The sequence below is a fragment of the Anaerobacillus sp. ABA4_114 genome (assembly GCF_056159065.1).
Map to the genome: position 1 here is coordinate 1,443,034 of NZ_JBSWUM010000001.1, position 19,664 is coordinate 1,462,697.

Consider the following 19,664-nt stretch of genomic DNA (forward strand, 5'->3'; position numbering starts at 1 on the left):
TGGCTTATTTTTTTTGATGAAGAGTTCAGCAGGATTGCTAATTGATTATGGACAGCGGTATTGCTATAATCTATACTAGCGCAGTTTCGCCTTTAGGAGTGATTATAGATGAACCGTGAACAGAAATTAGAAAGACAGTCGAGGATTCGTAACTTTTCCATCATTGCACATATTGACCATGGAAAATCTACGTTAGCCGATCGGATATTAGAAAAAACCGGCGCCCTCACTGCACGAGAAATGAAAGACCAGACGCTCGATGCAATGGATCTGGAACGTGAAAGAGGAATTACAATCAAACTGAATTCCGTTCAGCTAACTTATACAGCGAAAGATGGCGAAGAGTACATCTTTCATCTCATAGACACACCTGGACACGTAGACTTCACATATGAAGTTTCAAGAAGTCTTGCAGCTTGTGAAGGTGCGTTGTTGATTATTGACGCAGCGCAAGGCATTGAAGCTCAAACACTAGCGAATGTGTACCTTGCTCTAGACAATGATCTTGAAATCTTACCTGTTATCAATAAGATCGATTTACCGAGTGCAGAGCCTGAACGTGTTGCTCAAGAAGTTGAAGATGTAATCGGTCTCGATACTTCAGACGCTGTATTAGCTTCGGCTAAAAACGGCATTGGAATCGAAGAAATCTTAGAGCAAGTTGTTGAGAAGGTTCCTGCACCTCAAGGTGATCCGGAAGGCCCTCTTCAAGCACTGATCTTTGATTCGCTCTATGATCCATATCGTGGTGTAGTTGCTTACATACGAATTACAGAAGGTTCCGTTAAGGTCGGCGAGAAAATTCGCATGATGGCTACTGGAAAAGAGTTTGAAGTTACTGAGCTAGGTGTATTTACGCCAAAGCCTCAGTCAAAGGATGAGCTAACAGTTGGAGATGTAGGTTTCCTTACTGCAGCGATTAAAAATGTTGGAGACTCCCGTGTGGGTGATACGATTACATCCGTAAAGAATCCTGCTGATAAACCACTACCAGGTTATCGCCGTATGAATCCAATGGTATACTGTGGGCTTTATCCAGTAGATTCTGCTGAATATAACGATTTAAGAGAGGCACTCGAACGTCTAGAGTTAAACGATTCTTCTCTTCAATATGAAGCAGAAACATCTCAAGCTTTAGGATTTGGCTTCCGTTGCGGATTCTTAGGTCTATTGCATATGGAGATCATCCAGGAACGTATAGAGCGTGAATTTAACATCGACCTCATCACTACAGCACCAAGTGTTATTTATCAAGTTAAGTTGACTGATGGTGAAGAGAAGATTATCGATAATCCAGCCTTGATGCCTGACGCCCAATCGATTACTGAAGTTCAAGAGCCGTTTGTAAAGGCTACGATCATGGCGCCTAACGATTACGTTGGTGCAATTATGGAACTATGTCAGGGAAAACGTGGAGAATTCATCGACATGCAGTACCTTGACGAGACGCGGGTAAACATCGTTTATCACATTCCACTTTCTGAAATCGTATATGATTTCTTTGATCAGCTAAAATCAAGTACAAAAGGGTACGCCTCGTTCGATTATGAGATGATGGGTTATAAGCCATCCAACCTCGTTAAGATGGATATTCTGCTTAATGGAGAAACGATCGATGCACTTTCCATCATCGTCCACAGAGATTTCGCTTACGAACGTGGTAAAGATATTACTGAAACGCTAAAAGAATTGATACCTAGGCAGCAGTTTGAAGTGCCGGTTCAAGCGACGATCGGACAGAAAGTTATTGCTCGCTCAACCATTAAAGCAATTAGAAAGAACGTGTTGGCAAAATGTTACGGGGGAGACATCTCTCGAAAGCGTAAATTGCTTGAGAAACAAAAAGAAGGTAAAAAACGAATGAAGACGGTCGGTAAAGTCGAAGTTCCACAAGAAGCCTTCATGGCAGTTCTTCGTCAAGATAATACTAAGAAGAACTAACCCGTTCTATTTGAAGAAGACATGTTATTTTTATAGTATTAGGTTAAGGAGACCGCAGAATTTTCTGCGGTCTTTAGATTATGATTAGAAAGCAGTGATTAAAATGGTCAACGCTGTTTATTTACACATTCCATTTTGTGATTATATATGTCATTATTGTGATTTTAATAAAGTGTTTATGCAGGGGCAGCCTGTGGTGGAGTATCTAGACCACATGGATATCGAGATGGAAAAGACGCTCAATCGCTTTCCTACATCTTCCATCAATACTATTTTCGTTGGGGGAGGTACCCCTACCGCTCTAAACGATCAGCAGCTAGAACAATTTCTGCACTCAGTGACTAGCAGATTCCAGCCATACGTAGAAGATGGGTTAGAGTTCACGATGGAAGCGAATCCAGGTAGTGTTACACCAAGTAAACTAGAAATCATGAAAAAGTACGGTGTGAACAGGCTTAGTATTGGGGCGCAGGCGTTTCAAGATTCTTTATTAAAACGTCTTGGAAGAGGTCATAATGTAGATGAGATCGGGGAGATCGTAACGATGGCCAAGCATGCAGGGTTTGACAATCTCTCTCTAGATCTAATGTTTGGACTGCCAGAACAAACGGTAGAGCAGCTTTCAAGTTCCATTGATGAAGCGGTCAAACTTGGTATCACTCATATTTCTTCTTATTCGCTTCAAGTTGAAAAGAAAACCGTGTTTTATAATCAATGGAGGAAAGGTGAGCTACCTCTACCGACTGAAGAAACTGAAGCTGAGATGTATGCTGAGCTGATTAGACGTTTGGAAGAAAAAGGGTTCAATCAATATGAAATTAGCAACTTCGCGTTACCTGGTTATGAGAGTCAACATAACATCACGTATTGGAAGAACAATGAATATTACGGAATCGGTGCTGGAGCGCATAGTTATGTTGATGGGGTGAGACGTGCGAACGCAGGTCCTCTAAAACAATATATGACTAAGATCGATGAACATGGTTTCCCTTATATGGATGAAAATGAACTTACAAAGGGCGAGATGATGGAAGAAGAGATGTTCATGGGTCTTCGCATGAGAGAAGGCGTCTCAAAACAAACGTTTGAGATAAAATACAATCAGTCAATCGAATCCGTTTTCGGTAAGCAGCTAACAAATCTAATCGATAAGGAACTGCTTAAGGATACAGGAAGTCATATCGCTTTAACAGAACGAGGGTTTTTCCTAGGAAATGAAGTATTTCAGGAATTTCTTGCAGTGTAACCGTTTCGTATCGGTCAAAAGTATCGCCCGTTCAGCGTTTCAGAAGCGGGTCTAAAAGCAACGACCACAACACGTAACGTAATCATTGACAACTAAAATAATTTTCTGTTACCTTATTATTAGATTTAGCACTCGAGGAAACAGAGTGCTAACAGAGGTGATGAGAGGATGTTAACTGAACGTCAACTGTTTATTTTACAGATTTTGATCGAGGATTACATTCGAACTGCTGAAGCTGTAGGATCACGCACGCTCTCAAAGCGAAAAGAAGTAACGTTTAGTTCAGCTACAATTCGTAATGAGCTTGCAGATTTAGAAGATATGGGGTTTATTGAGAAAACTCACAGTTCTTCAGGTCGTGTTCCTTCAGAAAAAGGCTATCGCTTCTATGTAGACAATCTTCTATCACCGCCAGTCTTATCTAACAGTGATGTGAAAGATATTCACTCGCTTTTTGCAGAAAAAATGGTCGAGGTTGAGAAAGTTATCCAGCAATCTGCTAAGATCCTTTCTGAACTAACACAGTATACATCGATTATTCTTGGTCCTGAGGTTTTCGAAACAAAGCTTCGCCAGGTGCAAATCATACCACTCTCGAAAGAGACGGCCGTCGTAATTCTGGTAGCTGACAGTGGCCACGTGGAGAATCAAACCATTAAGATTCCACCATCTGTAAGCATGTCTGATATCGAAAAGGTCGTTAACATTATGAACGAACGTCTTAAAGATGTTCCATTAGTATCACTTAAATCGACCATGATGCAAGAGATGGCTACAGTTTTGAAAAAACACATAGAAAACTATAATCAAGTGAATACGATGCTTGATAATCTTTTTCTCTATACCAATGCAGAAAAAGTGTACTACGGCGGTAAGACGAACATTCTAGCTCAGCCCGAATTCAAAGATGTTGAGAAAGTAAGACTATTATTAAACACCTTTGAGCAGGATGATTTGATGTACAACATCCTTCGTCCTGAGAAGAAAGGGATCGAAGTTAGAATCGGTCAGGAGAATGATCTTGAGGCGATGCAGGAATGTAGTATCGTGACAGCAGACTACTTTATCGAAGGGAAACGTATGGGGTCACTCGCTTTACTTGGACCAACGAGAATGGAATATCACCGTTCGATGAGTCTTTTAGGCTTTCTGGCGAATGACCTTACGAGTACATTAACTGAGCGATATCGAAGTTTCAAACACTGGTAATTTGGTAATAGTGAAAAGGGTGGGAGATCGATATCTTCCATCTATTTCTATGAATATACATGTAGATTACGTTGGGGAGGTGAAATTCGTGGAAAAGCAGAACAGTCATCATGAGGAAGAGATCGTAACTGAAGAAGCTGAAAATCTTGAACAAGAAGTTGAAGAAAATCAGGAATCTGAGGTTATCGAACCTGAAATGAATGAGGAATCAGAGCTTGAAAGCTTGCAGAAGCAAGTTGATGAGCTTGAAAATAAATATTTGCGTACACAGGCGGAGTATGATAACTTCCGTCGTAGAACGCGTGAAGAGCGCAGTGCTGATGCGAAATATCGTTCTCAAAAACTTGCTGAAGAACTTCTACCGGCAATCGATAATTTTGAGCGAGCGCTTGCTGTTCAAAGCGATCATGAAGAAGTGAATTCTCTACTAACTGGCATGGAGATGGTCTATCGTCAGCTAAAAGATGCTCTTGCAAAAGAAGGTATTGAAGAAGTAGGAGCACAAGGGGAAGAATTTAACCCTCACCTGCATCAGGCAGTTATGCAAGTCGAATCAGATGAGTATGATTCAGATGTCATTGTAGAAGTGTTGCAAAAAGGGTACAAGTTGAACGAACGTGTCCTTAGACCTGCAATGGTAAAAGTAAGTTCATAATTACATATGAAGATATAGGAGGTAGAAACAATGAGTAAGATTATTGGTATTGATCTTGGTACAACAAACTCTTGTATTGCTGTTATGGAAGGCGGCGAAGCGACGGTAATTCCTAACCCAGAAGGTAACCGTACGACACCTTCAGTAGTAGCATTCAAAGATGATGAAAGACTAGTGGGTGAGGTTGCAAAGCGTCAAGCGATCACGAACCCGAACACGATTCAGTCAATCAAGCGTCATATGGGTACAGACTACAAAGTCGATGTAGAAGGTAAGTCTTATTCTCCACAGGAAATCTCAGCGATTATCCTTCAAAAACTTAAGTCTTACGCAGAAGACTATCTTGGTGAAGGCGTAGAAAAAGCTGTTATCACAGTACCTGCATACTTTAACGATGCTGAGCGTCAAGCAACAAAAGATGCTGGTAAAGTTGCTGGTCTAGAAGTTGAGCGTATTGTAAACGAGCCAACGGCTGCAGCGCTTGCTTATGGTCTAGATAAAGAAGACGAAGATCAAACTATCCTTGTCTTTGACCTTGGTGGTGGTACATTCGACGTATCTATCCTAGAATTAGGCGGAGGCGTATTCGAAGTTAAATCAACAGCTGGTGACAACCGTTTAGGTGGAGATGACTTTGACCAAGTGATCATCGATCACCTTGTTGCTGAATTCAAGAAGGAGAACGGTGTAGACCTTTCTCAAGATAAGATGGCACTTCAGCGTTTGAAAGATGCTGCTGAGAAAGCGAAGAAAGACCTTTCTGGAGTAGCTCAAACTCAGATTTCACTTCCATTTATTACGGCTGATGCTTCTGGTCCTAAACACCTTGAGCTTAACTTGACTCGTGCTAAATTCGAAGAACTTTCTGCAAACCTTGTAGAACGCACAATGGGACCTACTCGTCAGGCTCTTAAAGATGCTGGCATGTCACCTTCTGAAATTGACAAGGTTATCCTTGTAGGTGGTTCTACTCGTATTCCTGCAGTACAAGATGCGATCAAGAAAGAAACTGGTCAAGATCCACATAAAGGCGTTAACCCTGATGAAGTAGTTGCACTTGGTGCAGCAATCCAGGCTGGTGTTATCGCTGGTGATGTGAAGGACGTTGTTCTTCTAGACGTAACACCACTTTCACTTGGTATCGAAACAATGGGCGGCGTATTTACAAAGCTTATCGAGCGTAATACAACGATCCCAACAAGTAAATCACAAACATTCTCGACTGCAGCTGATAACCAGCCTTCAGTAGATATCCATGTGCTTCAAGGTGAGCGTGAGATGGCTCAGTACAACAAGACACTCGGTCGCTTCCAGTTGACTGATATTCCTCCAGCTCCAAGAGGAACTCCTCAAATCGAAGTATCATTTGATATCGACAAAAACGGTATCGTGAACGTTCGTGCGAAGGATCTTGGTACAAACAAAGAGCAATCTATCACAATCAAATCATCAAGCGGTCTTTCTGATGAAGAAATTGAGAACATGGTGAAGGATGCTGAAGCGAACGCAGAAGAAGATAAGAAGCGTCGTGAAGACGTAGAAACTCGTAACGAAGCAGATCAGCTTGTCTTCACTACTGAGAAAACTCTTAAAGACCTCGAAGGTCAAGTAGAGGAAGAAGAAGTGAACAAAGCTAATGAAGCGAAAGACAAAGTTAAAGCTGCTCTAGAGAATGATGACATTGAAGCGATTCGTTCAGCAAAAGATGAACTTCAAGAAGTTGTTCAAGCTCTAACGACTATGATGTATGAGCAAGCAGCTCAAGCTCAACAGGCTCAGCAAGCTGAAGGCGCTGGTTCTGAAGCGAAGCAAGATGACAACGTCGTTGATGCTGAATACGAAGAAGTTAATGAAGACGACAAAAAGTAATAAATAAGATAAAGAAAAAGTCAAAGTCAAGCGTATCTCGGCTTTGACTTTTTTCTTAGTGGAAGCAAGTTTTTAATAAAATGTGGCGCGGCCATTCTATCTTTCGTTTTAGTATGACAATGCCGGCCTGCGGGCCTTGCAATATAGTATTGCAGTTCGTAATAAATCAATGGTAAGATAAAGGTTATGTGAAGAGAATCGGGAGTGGATACGATGAGTAAACGAGACTATTATGAGGTGCTTGGCGTAAGCAAAGATGCCTCAGAAGCTGAGATGAAAAAAGCTTATCGAAAGCTTGCTAAACAATACCACCCGGATATCAACCAGGAACCGGGGGCAGATGAAAAGTTTAAGGAAATAACTGAAGCATATGAAGTGCTGAAGGATCCGCAGAAAAAGGCACAATACGATCAATTTGGTCATACTGATCCTAACCAAGGATTTGGAGGCGCAGGTGGCGACTTTGGTGGCTTTGGTGATATTTTCGATATGTTCTTTGGCGGCGGAGGTCGAAGAAATCCAAACGCACCGAGACAAGGTGCTGATCTCCAATATGCGATGACACTTACTTTTGAAGAAGCGGCTTTCGGAAAAGAAACGGATATTTATATTCCAAAAGAAGAAGATTGTTCTACATGTGAAGGTTCGGGTGCTAAGCCTGGAACTACACCTGAGACGTGCCACCACTGTGGAGGTAATGGTCAGCTTAACGTGGAGCAGAACACACCATTTGGTCGTGTTGTAAACCGAAGAGTATGCCATCACTGTGAAGGTACAGGCAAACTTGTTAAAGACAAATGTAAAACATGCCGTGGAAAAGGTAAAGTTGAAGTTAAGAAGAAAATTCATGTTAAGATGCCTGCTGGAATTGACGAGGGTCAACAGATTCGAATCACTGGAAAAGGTGAAGAAGGCGTTAACGGTGGACCTCCAGGAGATCTTTTTGTTGTCGTCTATGTTAAGCCGCATGAGTTTTATGAGAGAAACGGAGACGACGTGCATTGTGAAATGCCGATTACATTTGCTCAAGCTGGTCTTGGCGATGAAATTGAAGTACCAACCCTTCATGGTAAAGTCATGCTGAAAGTTCCAGCTGGAACGCAAAGCGGCACAAACTTCAGATTAAAGGGCAAAGGGATACAAAATGTACGTGGTTACGGTCAAGGTGATCAACACGTGAAGATCCAAGTTGTAACTCCGAAACATTTAACTGATCGCCAGAAAGAACTTTTACGTGAATTTGGTGAGATATCTGGGCAAGTACCTGAGGAACAGCATGAGAATTTTTTCGCTAAAGTGAAAAAAGCGTTTAAAGGGGAATAACAAAGGAGAAAGCTGGTAACAGGAAGCAGGTCTAGTGATTAGACCTGCCTGTTTCCTTTCCGAGAAAAAAGGATCCAAAGAGGAGTGGAAATGAATGAAATGGTCTGAGATTAGCATTCATACAACAAATGAAGCGATAGAAGCAATATCGAATATATTGCATGAAGCCGGTGCAAGTGGGGTGGTTATAGAAGACCCTATGGACCTTGTTAAAGTTTGGGATACCTCGTTCGGAGAAGTCTACCAGCTTAATCCAGATGATTACCCTGAAGAAGGGGTTGTTCTTAAAGCATACTTACCTGTGAATAGTTTTCTTGGTGAAACCGTTGAACAAATAAAGGAAGCGATCAATGGGTTGCTTGTGTATGATATCGACCTTGGACGAAACACAGTTCAGATTAGTGAAGTAAACGAAGAAGAGTGGGCAACAGCTTGGAAGAAATACTATAAGCCAGTCAAAATATCTGAGCGAATAACCATCACTCCAACTTGGGAAGAGTACACGCCGGTTAATACAGATGAGATCATTATTGAACTTGATCCAGGAATGGCGTTTGGTACAGGAACTCATCCGACTACTGTCATGTGCGTTCAAGCGCTTGAAAGGATTATCGAACCTGGTCAAAAGGTGATTGATGTTGGAACTGGCTCTGGAGTATTAAGTATTGCCGCTGCAAGCCTCGGAGCTGAGACTGTTGAGGCGTTAGATCTTGATGATATCGCTGTTAAGAGTGCGTACTTAAACGCAAAACTTAATAAGATTCATAATAAGATAGATGTCAGACAGAACAACTTACTTGATAATGTAGAGGATACGTATGACGTGGTCGTTGCAAACCTTCTATCGGAAATCATAGTGCGTTTTACTGATGATGTAGCGAGAGTACTTAAGCCTGGTGGAGCGTTCATTACTTCAGGTATTATTACCGCGAAAAAGCAAGAAGTTAAGCAGTCGATTATGGAACAAGGTCTTGTAATAGAGGAAACTCTCCAAATGGAAGACTGGGTTGCTTTCATAGCTAGAAAGCCCGTCGAGTAGGGAATTCAATGCAAAGATATTTCATTCCAGATGCTACCATAAATGATGAGACGATTAAGATAGACGGTGAAGATGTCAAGCATATAGCTAAAGTCATGAGGATGGAGGCGGGCGATGAAATCATCGTTTGTTCTTCTTCTGGACAATCAGCTGTATGCGAATTAACAAGTGTGGAACAGGGCCAGGTGTTAGCAAAGCCTGTTCGATGGTTAGGTGAAGACAAGCAACTGCCTCTATGTGTGACCATCGTTCAAGGTTTACCAAAAGGGGATAAACTGGAGTTGGTCATCCAAAAAGGCACAGAGCTTGGAGCAGATCAGTTTGTTCCTTTTAAAGCAGAGCGTTCTATTGTAAAATGGGATAAGCAAAAAAGCGACAAAAAACTACAAAGGTTAAATAAGATTGCAAAAGAAGCCGCTGAACAATCTCACCGAACGACGATTCCCGCAATCGATGAGCCTTGTACGCTCTCACAGCTTATCGCATTAAGCGAGTCTTATGACCATAAGATCATTGCTTTTGAAGAAGAAGCAAAAGCTGGAGAATCTTCAAAACTTGCTCAAACGCTTCAACAAGCGAATGAGAATGACCGTTTCCTAGTTGTATTTGGTCCTGAGGGTGGTCTCTCAGACAATGAAGTAAGAAAACTTGAAGAGTCAGGTTTTACTTCCTGTGGTCTGGGTCCACGAATTTTGCGAACTGAGACGGCTGCTTTATATGTACTTGCAGCAATCTCATATCATTTTGAATTAATGAGGTGATCCTATGCCTTCAGTTGCTTTCCATACATTAGGTTGTAAAGTTAATCATTATGAAACGGAAGCGATATGGCAGTTATTTAAAGAACAAGACTATGAAAGAGTCGAGTTCGATCATGCTTCGGACGTATATGTAATCAATACGTGTACGGTTACGAATACTGGTGACAAGAAGAGTCGCCAGGTTATTAGGCGTGCGATCAGAAAGAACCCAGATGCAGTCATCTGTGTTACGGGCTGCTACGCACAAACGTCCCCTGCAGAAATAATGGCTATACCAGGGGTAGACGTTGTAGTTGGTACACAAGACAGAGTTAAAATGCTCGATTATATCGAACAATATAAACGAGAAAGAGAGCCTGTAAACGGCGTAAGCAATATTATGAAGGCTCGAGTATATGAAGAACTAGAGGTACCTGCCTTTACTGACAGGACTCGTGCATCCTTGAAGATTCAAGAAGGTTGTAATAATTTCTGTACGTTCTGTATCATCCCATGGGCTAGAGGCCTCTTACGCTCTAGAGAACCAGAAGCAGTTATCGAACAGGCGCAACAGCTTGTTCAAGCTGGATACAAGGAGATCGTTCTTACAGGCATCCATACAGCAGGATATGGAGAAGACCTTAAAGATTACAACTTTGCTCAACTTTTACGTGATTTGGACGCAAAAGTGGATGGTTTGAAGCGTATAAGGATCTCTTCTATCGAAGCTAGCCAAGTTACTGACGAAGTTATAGAAGTATTGAATGCTTCGGACAAAGTTGTGCCACACCTCCATATTCCACTTCAGTCTGGATCGAATACGGTTCTTCAAAGAATGAGAAGAAAATATTCGATGGAAATGTTCGGAGAACGTCTTGAACGTTTGAAAAAGGCTCTACCTGGACTCGCGATTACGTCTGATGTGATCGTTGGCTTCCCTGGTGAAACTGACGAAGAGTTTAAGGAAACATATGATTTTATTTCGAAACACAAATTCTCAGAACTGCACGTTTTCCCATTTTCTAAACGTACAGGAACACCTGCTGCAAGAATGGATGATCAGGTTGATGAAGAAGTGAAGAATAAACGTGTTCATCAATTAATTGAGCTTTCGAATCAGCTTGCAAAAGAATATGCTTCTCAATATGAAGGTGAAGTACTGGAAGTAATTCCCGAAGAAAAATTCAAAGATTCACCTGAATCTAACTTATATGTAGGGTATACTGCTAACTATATGAAGGTAATTGTTGAAGCTTCTGAAGAAATGATCGGTAAGATCGTTAAAGTAAAGATCACGAAAGCTGGATACCCTTATAACGAAGGACAGTTTGTTAGAGTGATGAACGAAGAGGAACCAGCTTCAGCTGTTGCATCATTATAAATTAAGGACTGCCGAACTCCTTAAGTTTCGGCATACATAAGATTTGGAAGGATGATATGAAATGAACCAAGAACTAGCAAACATGATCGATCACACTGCACTTAAACCTGATACTACTCGTGAGCAAGTAGAAAAGCTTTGTCAAGAAGCAAGAGAGTTTAATTTTGCATCTGTATGTGTAAACCCTACATGGATTACATTAGCAGCAGACATGCTTAAGGGTGCAGAAGCGAAAGTATGTACAGTAATCGGTTTCCCACTTGGAGCTACGACTACTGAAACAAAAGCATTTGAAACGAAAGATGCGATCGAAAAAGGTGCAACTGAAGTGGATATGGTAATTAATATCGCTGAGTTAAAAGCGGGTAACGATGACTATATCGTTAACGACATCAACGCAGTTGTAGAAGCAGCAAAAGGCAAAGCACTTGTAAAAGTTATCATCGAAACGTGCCTTCTAACTGACGAAGAGAAGAAGCGTGCTTGTGAACTAGCTGTTAAAGCTGGAACAGATTACGTGAAAACTTCTACTGGATTCTCTACTGGTGGTGCAACTCCTGAAGATATTAAGCTTATGAGAGAAACTGTTGGACCTGAAATCGGCGTTAAAGCTTCAGGTGGCGTACGTGACCTTGCAGGAGCACAAGCAATGATCGATGCTGGTGCTACTCGTATCGGTGCAAGCGCAGGAGTAAAAATCGTACAAGGCGAAACTGCTGACACAGATTATTAAGAGTAACTAAAAAACCAACCCCTAGGGGTTGGTTTTTTATATTGCCTTGCCGCCATGTAGGCGTTCGATCATAGTAGCAAGGATGCCGGCTAAAGGTAAGAAAAGCAGGGATGAAAACACATTGAATATGATTGAGACGTGAGCGAGTTGCACATCTGGTAATGTGGTAACGTATTCCACCATTCTACTGAACACGTCGATTAAAGGATAAAACAACAATACACCAAGAACATTGATCCAAATGTGTGCATAAGCTGATAATTTAGCTTCTCTCGAACTTCCGATACTTGCGAGCCATGCAGTTACACATGTGCCGATGTTAGCTCCATATAGAATCGCGATTGCAGAAGGAAGTGTGAGCAAATCTTGATTGATGAAGCTCATTGTAATTCCAGTCGTAGCTGAGCTCGATTGAATAAGCGCAGTAAGGATCGTTCCAATTCCTATCCCGTAGAGTAAACTCGTGTTCGTTTCGTTAATAATGTGATCGAAAAAAGATAAAGATGATAGCGGAATGGACATTGCTTCAAGCCCGTGCATCGAGACAAAGATACATCCTAGTCCAAACAAAACTGTTCCGATACTAAAAAGGATTTGTTTTCTAATCTGTAAGAAGATGAAGCCTACAATCAATAAAGGTATCGTAAACTGGTCAGGATTCAATGTCATTAGTTCTGCTGTAATCGTAGTACCGATGTTAGCACCGAGTATAATACCGATTGATTGTCTAAATGTTAACAGCTTTGTGGCGATCAGCCCTACAGTTATAACCATGACAGCTGAACTGCTCTGGATGAGGGCAGTCACGAGCATCCCCATGATGAGACCTCGAAAAGGAGTTGCTGTCATCGAGGTTAACAGTCTCTCAACCTTAGCTTGAGAAAACGTTTGGAGGCCGATGCGAAGAATCGCCATACCAAATAGAAAGATACTGATAAAAACGATAAACGATGCCACGTAGGGACTCATATCTCGCCATCTCCTCTCCATAGAAAGTGTATGGACAGGACCGGAAACACATGCTTGTTTTTTATTAACATAAAAAAATCAAATAAAGAAATGTTGATAAACCGTTCGGCATGTATTATAATTGCAGGTGACATGTCTTTGTTAGAAAGTCATGTGTTATGATTGTGTATGTTTTGGAGGGAGGGATAGAGATGGCGGAAACTCGCGTGCGTAAGAACGAGTCGATCGATGATGCTCTGCGTCGCTTCAAGAGAACGGTTTCTAAAGAAGGCACTTTGGCTGAAGTTAAGAAGCGCAAGCACTATGAAAAGCCAAGTGTAAAGCGTAAAAAGAAATCTGAGGCAGCAAGGAAAAAGCGTAAGTTCTAAGAGAGGGTGTTAGGTCAGTGAGTCTAAATGACCGTTTAACAGCAGATATGAAAGTAGCGATGAAGAACAAGGAAAAGCAGAAACTATCTGTTATTCGTATGGTGAAATCTTCACTTCAGAATGAGTCCATTAAATTGGGTCATGACCTGACGGAAGAGGAAGAACTTACCGTTCTCACTCGCGAAGTTAAGCAACGCAAAGACTCCCTCCAAGAATTTGACAAAGCTGGTCGAAGTGATCTTGTGCAGAATCTCGATGAAGAGCTGTCGATTTTAACTGCCTACCTGCCGAAACAATTGTCTGAAGAGGAAGTCGAAACACTAGTTCAGCAAGTGATTGCAGAAACTGGTGCTACTTCCAAACAGGAAATGGGTAAGGTAATGGGTGCGCTTATGCCTAAAGTAAAAGGCAAAGCGGACGGCGGACTTGTAAATCGCCTTGTACAAAAGAACTTATCATAAATATGATCAAGCTAAATCACGCCCTGTGTAAGCAGGGCGTGTTTTTATGTATTGTGTCACAATTCTTGCTAGCTTTTCCTTATTCAATTTGTCATACTTATAGTAAATTACATACATTTTTGAAACCTGTTTGTGAGTTGATCCGTATATATAGAAAGCTTGAAAGGAGGGATTGACATCAGAAATGACGCCATCAAGCTAATGGGAATCATCGCGGTCTTAATGGCTATTGGATTCTCGTTCTTTGGACAAAGTGCAAACGGGCAAGGAGAAGGACAGGTCGTTTATTTTATACCTGTTGAGCAGGAAGTTGAACGTGGTCTAGAGGCATTTTTGAAGCGATCGATCGAGGATGCTGAAGAAGCTGGTGCAGACCATATTGTTCTAGAAATAGATACGCCTGGTGGTGCAGTAAACGCTGCGGATAATATTGGAGAAATCATCAAAGCAACAGACGTACCGATCACTGCGTATATCGCTGATAGAGCTTTATCTGCCGGTGCTTATATAGCTCTCAATACAGATCAAATCATAATGGAGCCAGGTGCATTGATGGGATCAGCGGCTATAATCGATCAATCAGGTAATACTGCTGGTAAGAAAGCTGAGTCGTTTTGGCATGCAGCGATGAAATCAGCAGCTGAATTGAACGATCGTGACCCAGAAATCGCGCTTGCAATGGCTGATCCAGACGTTGATCTACCTAAGTACAACGCACCAAAAGGGGAATTATTGACCCTTAATGATGTGGAAGCTAGTGAAGTGGGGTACTCCGAAGGTACTGCTGAGGACAGGACAGAGTTAGTGCAAATACTTAATCTTTCTGATGCAAAAATGATGGATGCTGAAGTCACCATAGCTGAAAAGATAGCTAGGTTCGTTACAAATCCAATCATCATACCCATCTTACTTTCTATTGGGAGTTTAGGTCTCGTATTGGAGCTCTATTCTCCAGGTTTTGGGATCCCTGGATTCATGGGTGCAGGTGCACTATTGCTATTCTTTTTTGGACATATGATAGCCGGTTTTGCAGGGTGGGAATCTATCTTGTTGTTAATAACTGGTATCGTCCTAATTCTTGTGGAAATCTTTATGCCGGGCTTTGGTATATTCGGTGTATTGGGAGCATTAGGAATTGTGGGGAGCATCGTGCTTGGCTCAGGTCAGTCATTACAGTATGTATTGATTGCAGTTCTGTTAGCAGTGGCAATAACAATCGGCGGCTCTTACCTCTTTATCAAATTATTTGGCTATCGAGGCTTTTTCAAAAAGATCGTTCTATCTGATTCTACCAAGTCAGAGCAAGGGTACGTATCGAACGTCTCTCGAAATGAGCTGATTGGAAATGAAGGTACTACGGTGACGCCATTACGGCCTGCTGGAATAGCAGATTTCGGTGATGAACGATTGGACGTTGTTACAGAAGGTGATTATATACCAGTAGGTACCACTATTACGATTACGAAAGTCAACGGATCGCGCATTGTTGTTCGAACCGTTAACAAATAAAAAGGAATTATAGGGAGGAAAACAATGGATACAGGTTCATTAGGTTTGATCATTATAGTCGGTCTTGTGATTATTGGTCTTGCGATCTTATTCACATTTGTACCGGTAATGCTATGGATTTCAGCTCTCGCAGCTGGTGTAAGGGTAAGTATTTTTAATCTTGTAGGAATGAGATTAAGACGTGTTATTCCATCACGTGTTATTAACCCTCTTATCAAGGCTGTTAAAGCAGGTCTTGATCTGAGTACCAACCAATTAGAGAGTCATTACTTAGCGGGTGGTAACGTTGACCGAGTTGTAAACGCGTTGATCGCTGCCCACCGTGCTAACATCGAACTTAGCTTCGAGCGTTGTGCAGCAATTGACCTTGCAGGTCGTGATGTGCTTGATGCTGTTCAAATGAGTGTTAATCCAAAAGTTATCGAAACTCCGTTTATCGCTGGTGTTGCGATGGATGGGATCGAAGTAAAAGCGAAAGCAAGAATTACAGTACGTGCAAACATCGACCGCCTTGTGGGTGGTGCAGGTGAAGAGACTGTTATAGCTAGGGTTGGAGAAGGGATCGTAAGTACAATCGGTTCTTCTCACGATCATAAGAAGGTACTGGAAAATCCAGATATGATTTCTCAAACCGTTCTATCAAAAGGTTTGGATGCAGGAACAGCATTTGAAATTTTGTCGATCGATATTGCAGATATCGATATCGGTAAAAACATTGGAGCTGTACTTCAAACTGATCAGGCAGAAGCAGACAAGAATATTGCACAAGCGAAGGCAGAAGAGCGCCGTGCGATGGCTGTTGCTCAAGAGCAAGAGATGAGAGCAAGAGTTGAAGAAATGAGAGCGAAAGTTGTGGAAGCTGAAGCCGAAGTACCAATGGCTATGGCAGAGGCACTGCGTTCAGGTAATATTGGTGTAATGGATTATATGAACCTAAAAAACATTGAAGCCGATACTGATATGCGCGATATGATTGGAAAATCAGATCAAGAAGAAGATGAGGATGATCGTTAATAATCCTCTCAGCAGATGGAGGTGACGATGTTGGAGGGTATTATTGAATTACTGTTAAATAACATCGTTTTCGTAATTATTGCAATCGGAGGGATCTTAAGTTTCTTCAAGCGAATGGGCTCGGAGGAAGAGGAAACAAAGCCTCCTTCTGGTCCTAGACGAAGCATAGGGTCAAATCAGGAGAATCCCTATTCATACGAGGACAACTCTTCAGAGCAGAGCTTTGATTTAAAACCGGAGCAGTATGATGCTTACGAAGAGGCTTTAGAACGTATCTCATCTAGAGATAATGCGTCTGAAGAACTTAAGGTGTATAAGCCAAATTCTTCAAAGCACCGTGAGTTTGGTGGAATTTCTATAAAGAAGAAGGATGTTAAGAAAGGGGTTATCTGGTCAGAGATCCTCGGACCTCCACGGTCAAAAAACCCGCATCCTTCAATGATGAAGATGAAGAATTCCAGAAGGTAATTTAGAGGTCTCATTCATCTTATTAAGCCGTCGAGAAAAACTCGGCGGCTTTTTTGTATGGAAAATGGTTCAGAGTACTTTGATGAAAAAGTGATAGTTTGGCTTTGAATATCATAAAGATGAGATGAAAGGGGGAGTATCCATGGCAAAATGGAGGCATGGCCTAAAGGGATGGTTAACGAGTAGATTAAAGCTTCCTGCAGATGCAGTCATGGACTTACCGCGTATCACAATGGTGGGACAGCTTCATATTTACATAGAAAACCACCAGGGTGTATTAAAATTTTCTAATGAAGAAGTACGACTCCTCCTAAAACAGGGTCAGTTGTTGATAAAAGGAAAAGACTTCATGCTAAAAACGATATTGCCAGAGGAAATTTTGCTCGAGGGAAAAATCGAACACGTTTCCTATCTTGAGAGACCTGAAGACTTGTAGGGGGCTTTCAAGACCCGAACTGAATACAGGGGGTCAATGATGAAAGAATATATTCGAGAACTCTTTTCAGGATACGTTCGGATTAAAGTCGTGGGAAGTTATACTGAATTGTTTATTAACCGCTGTATCGAATACGGCATTCCCATCTGGAATATCAAACGCTTAGATGAACAAACAATCGTATTATCCTTATATATTTCTGATATTAGGAGGATAAGACCACATTTAAAAAGGACGAGATGTAAGGTTAGAATCCATGAGCGAAAAGGATTTCCGTTTATGGTTCAAAGAATTGTTACATCTAGAGGGTTTCTTGCTGGAGTAATCGGTTCTATTTTACTGATCTTGATTTTATCCAATATGGTCTGGGCAATCTCCGTTAATGGTGCCTCACCTGAAGTAGAGCACAAGCTTAGAAAAGCTGCGTATGAACTTGGTATCAAAAAAGGGAAGTTCATTTTCCAGCTTCCTACCAACCAGGAAATCCAGCAGGAGCTCTCAGAAAGTTTGAAAGAAGTGACATGGATCGGTGTTAAACGAAATGGAACCTCTTATCATTTTCAGGTTGTTCAGAAACAACTTCCTGAAAAAGAGCCTGCCGCAGATCCTAGACATATCGTTGCAAAAAAGAAAGCTGTGATTACGAAAATGTACGTTGAAGAGGGTCAAGCTAAAGTGAAGGAAAATGCATATGTAAAACCAGGTCAGTTATTAATATCAGGATTTATTGGGAAAGAAGAAAAAAGCCAACTCGTTCCTGCTAAAGGAAAAGTTTACGGTAGAACATGGTACGTCTCATCTGTTGATATTCCACTAAACTCTTCATTTGTGACGCACACGGGTGAGAGCAAAACGAATTATTCTTTACGTGTTTATGGGTTCAATATTCCTATTTGGGGATTTAAAGCACCCGATTTTAAGCATTACGAAGTGAACGAGCGCGAAACAAATTTCCGCTTTCTTAAATGGCAATTGCCAATTTCGATTTCATTCAAGCATATGTTAGAAACGAAAGAGGTCGAGCGAACATATACAAATAAAGAAGCGGTTGATGCAGCACTGACTGTTGCTCGTGAAGACATTAAGGATAAAACAGCGGAAGATGCTGAAATTAAAACAGAAAAGATTTTGCACGAGAAGGTAGAGAATGGTAAAGTAAACGTAAAGATACACTTTGAAGTGATAGAGGAAATTGGAAAAAATATACCTATTGTTCAAGGAGATTGAGGTCTATTGACAGAACGAGTTGTTGACTTATCATTACAATTAGAAAATTCTAACGAAGCTCAGACTCTATTTGGTCCAGGAGATGAGCATCTCAAAATAATCGAAGAAGCACTAGAGGTTTCACTGGTTACGCGTGGTGAAGGGATAACTGTAAAAGGCAGCGAAGAGGCTGTTGATATGGTGAAGGACGTTATGTCCACCCTTCAGTCACTTATTAAACGAGGAGCTAGCATCTCTGGTAGAGATGTTGTATATGCATGTCAACTTGTTCAACAAGGCATGATCGATCAGCTCCTTGAGCTCTATCAAGAAGAAATCACTACGAACGCAAAAGGTAAACCTATTAAAGTCAAAACTTTAGGGCAACGTCACTATGTGTCTACTATGAAGAAGAACGACTTAGTATTTGGAATAGGGCCCGCAGGTACAGGGAAAACCTATCTAGCTGTCGTAATGGCGGTAGCAGCATTAAAATATAATCAAGTAAAGAAGATCGTGTTAACTCGTCCTGCTGTGGAAGCTGGGGAGAGCTTAGGCTTCCTGCCGGGTGATTTAAAAGAGAAGGTCGATCCTTATTTACGCCCTTTATATGACGCTTTGCACGATGTGTTAGGAGTCGAACAAACCTCACGCTTAATTGAACGTGGGACGATTGAAATTGCCCCGTTAGCATATATGAGAGGTAGAACACTTGATGATAGCTACGTTATTCTAGACGAAGCTCAGAATACCACATCTCAGCAAATGAAAATGTTCTTAACAAGATTAGGGTTCGGTTCTAAGATGGTTATCACTGGTGATATCACACAGATCGACTTACCAAAAGGCAAAGAGTCTGGACTCGCTGCAGCCGAAAAAATATTGAATCGAGTGAAAGATGTTTCGTTCATCTATCTTCAGCAAACGGATGTTGTACGTCATCCTCTCGTTCAAAGGATTATTGACGCGTACGAACATACCGATAAGTAATCATAAACTACCTGAGTTCTACACAAATAGAGCTTGGGTAGTTTTTGTTTTGAAAAGCTGTTTGATGTGCTTATTTTGTCTATTCTCATCCTTTTTGAAGAGAATTC

19 protein-coding genes are annotated in these 19,664 nt (G+C 41.4%); 18 read left to right on the forward strand and 1 reads right to left on the reverse strand.

Annotated features, from left to right (window positions below; all coding sequences use genetic code 11):
• Positions 1 to 108: 108 nt before the first annotated feature.
• From lepA to deoC, 10 genes are all read left to right on the forward strand, one after another.
• The gene (lepA, locus tag ACXAEY_RS07140) at positions 109 to 1,941 is read left to right on the forward strand and encodes a translation elongation factor 4 (RefSeq protein ID WP_270179344.1); all 1,833 of its coding nucleotides are present in this window, start codon (positions 109 to 111) and stop codon (positions 1,939 to 1,941) included.
• A 103-nt stretch (positions 1,942 to 2,044) separates the two neighbouring features.
• Entirely contained in the window at positions 2,045 to 3,187 is a 1,143-nt protein-coding gene (gene hemW / locus ACXAEY_RS07145; protein ID WP_270179343.1) for a radical SAM family heme chaperone HemW, read from the forward strand.
• A 168-nt stretch (positions 3,188 to 3,355) separates the two neighbouring features.
• On the forward strand, positions 3,356 to 4,396 hold the full coding sequence (hrcA, locus tag ACXAEY_RS07150) for a heat-inducible transcriptional repressor HrcA (RefSeq protein WP_270179342.1): 1,041 nt from the start codon (positions 3,356 to 3,358) through the stop codon (positions 4,394 to 4,396).
• 49 nt (positions 4,397 to 4,445) lie between these two features.
• Positions 4,446 to 5,051, forward strand: coding sequence for a nucleotide exchange factor GrpE (gene grpE / locus ACXAEY_RS07155; protein WP_270180595.1), 606 nt, complete (start codon positions 4,446 to 4,448; stop codon positions 5,049 to 5,051).
• A 30-nt stretch (positions 5,052 to 5,081) separates the two neighbouring features.
• A complete protein-coding gene (dnaK, locus tag ACXAEY_RS07160; RefSeq protein ID WP_474811042.1) occupies positions 5,082 to 6,920 on the forward strand; it encodes a molecular chaperone DnaK in 1,839 nt (612 codons plus the stop codon).
• Between the two features lie 213 nt (positions 6,921 to 7,133).
• Positions 7,134 to 8,243 carry a molecular chaperone DnaJ gene (gene dnaJ / locus ACXAEY_RS07165; protein ID WP_474811044.1) on the forward strand — a complete coding sequence of 370 codons (1,110 nt, stop codon included), beginning with the start codon at positions 7,134 to 7,136 and terminating at the stop codon, positions 8,241 to 8,243.
• Positions 8,244 to 8,337: 94 nt separating this feature from the next.
• Positions 8,338 to 9,282: a 50S ribosomal protein L11 methyltransferase gene (gene prmA, locus ACXAEY_RS07170; RefSeq protein WP_270179339.1), complete on the forward strand. Its 945-nt coding sequence runs from the start codon at positions 8,338 to 8,340 to the stop codon at positions 9,280 to 9,282.
• An 8-nt stretch (positions 9,283 to 9,290) separates the two neighbouring features.
• Positions 9,291 to 10,043 carry a 16S rRNA (uracil(1498)-N(3))-methyltransferase gene (locus tag ACXAEY_RS07175; RefSeq protein WP_474811046.1) on the forward strand — a complete coding sequence of 251 codons (753 nt, stop codon included), beginning with the start codon at positions 9,291 to 9,293 and terminating at the stop codon, positions 10,041 to 10,043.
• A gap of 4 nt (positions 10,044 to 10,047) precedes the next feature.
• Positions 10,048 to 11,403: a tRNA (N(6)-L-threonylcarbamoyladenosine(37)-C(2))-methylthiotransferase MtaB gene (gene mtaB / locus ACXAEY_RS07180; protein ID WP_474811048.1), complete on the forward strand. Its 1,356-nt coding sequence runs from the start codon at positions 10,048 to 10,050 to the stop codon at positions 11,401 to 11,403.
• Between the two features lie 61 nt (positions 11,404 to 11,464).
• Positions 11,465 to 12,136, forward strand: a complete 672-nt coding sequence (gene deoC / locus ACXAEY_RS07185; protein ID WP_270179336.1) for a deoxyribose-phosphate aldolase — start codon at positions 11,465 to 11,467, stop codon at positions 12,134 to 12,136.
• A 36-nt stretch (positions 12,137 to 12,172) separates the two neighbouring features.
• Here the strand turns inward: deoC and ACXAEY_RS07190 are convergent, their stop codons facing one another.
• A complete protein-coding gene (locus ACXAEY_RS07190; protein ID WP_270179335.1) occupies positions 12,173 to 13,105 on the reverse strand; it encodes a Na/Pi symporter in 933 nt (310 codons plus the stop codon).
• A gap of 191 nt (positions 13,106 to 13,296) precedes the next feature.
• Between ACXAEY_RS07190 and rpsU the strand changes: the two genes are divergently transcribed.
• The 8 genes from rpsU to ACXAEY_RS07230 all read left to right on the forward strand — a co-directional run bounded on the left by rpsU (position 13,297) and on the right by ACXAEY_RS07230 (position 19,557).
• Entirely contained in the window at positions 13,297 to 13,473 is a 177-nt protein-coding gene (gene rpsU / locus ACXAEY_RS07195; protein WP_224593651.1) for a 30S ribosomal protein S21, read from the forward strand.
• 17 nt (positions 13,474 to 13,490) lie between these two features.
• The gene (locus tag ACXAEY_RS07200) at positions 13,491 to 13,934 is read left to right on the forward strand and encodes a GatB/YqeY domain-containing protein (protein WP_270179334.1); all 444 of its coding nucleotides are present in this window, start codon (positions 13,491 to 13,493) and stop codon (positions 13,932 to 13,934) included.
• Between the two features lie 201 nt (positions 13,935 to 14,135).
• Positions 14,136 to 15,443: an NfeD family protein gene (locus ACXAEY_RS07205; protein WP_442865120.1), complete on the forward strand. Its 1,308-nt coding sequence runs from the start codon at positions 14,136 to 14,138 to the stop codon at positions 15,441 to 15,443.
• A 24-nt stretch (positions 15,444 to 15,467) separates the two neighbouring features.
• Positions 15,468 to 16,457, forward strand: coding sequence for a flotillin-like protein FloA (floA, locus tag ACXAEY_RS07210; protein ID WP_270179332.1), 990 nt, complete (start codon positions 15,468 to 15,470; stop codon positions 16,455 to 16,457).
• A gap of 27 nt (positions 16,458 to 16,484) precedes the next feature.
• Positions 16,485 to 16,925 (forward strand): hypothetical protein, encoded by a 441-nt coding sequence (locus ACXAEY_RS07215; protein WP_474811052.1) that lies wholly within the window; start codon positions 16,485 to 16,487, stop codon positions 16,923 to 16,925.
• A 142-nt stretch (positions 16,926 to 17,067) separates the two neighbouring features.
• A complete protein-coding gene (gene yqfC / locus ACXAEY_RS07220; RefSeq protein WP_270179330.1) occupies positions 17,068 to 17,361 on the forward strand; it encodes a sporulation protein YqfC in 294 nt (97 codons plus the stop codon).
• 39 nt (positions 17,362 to 17,400) lie between these two features.
• Positions 17,401 to 18,588, forward strand: a complete 1,188-nt coding sequence (gene yqfD, locus ACXAEY_RS07225) for a sporulation protein YqfD (protein ID WP_474811054.1) — start codon at positions 17,401 to 17,403, stop codon at positions 18,586 to 18,588.
• Positions 18,589 to 18,594: 6 nt separating this feature from the next.
• Complete coding sequence (locus tag ACXAEY_RS07230; RefSeq protein ID WP_474811056.1) at positions 18,595 to 19,557, forward strand: PhoH family protein; 963 nt, start codon at positions 18,595 to 18,597, stop codon at positions 19,555 to 19,557.
• The last annotated feature ends 107 nt before the right edge of the window (positions 19,558 to 19,664 follow it).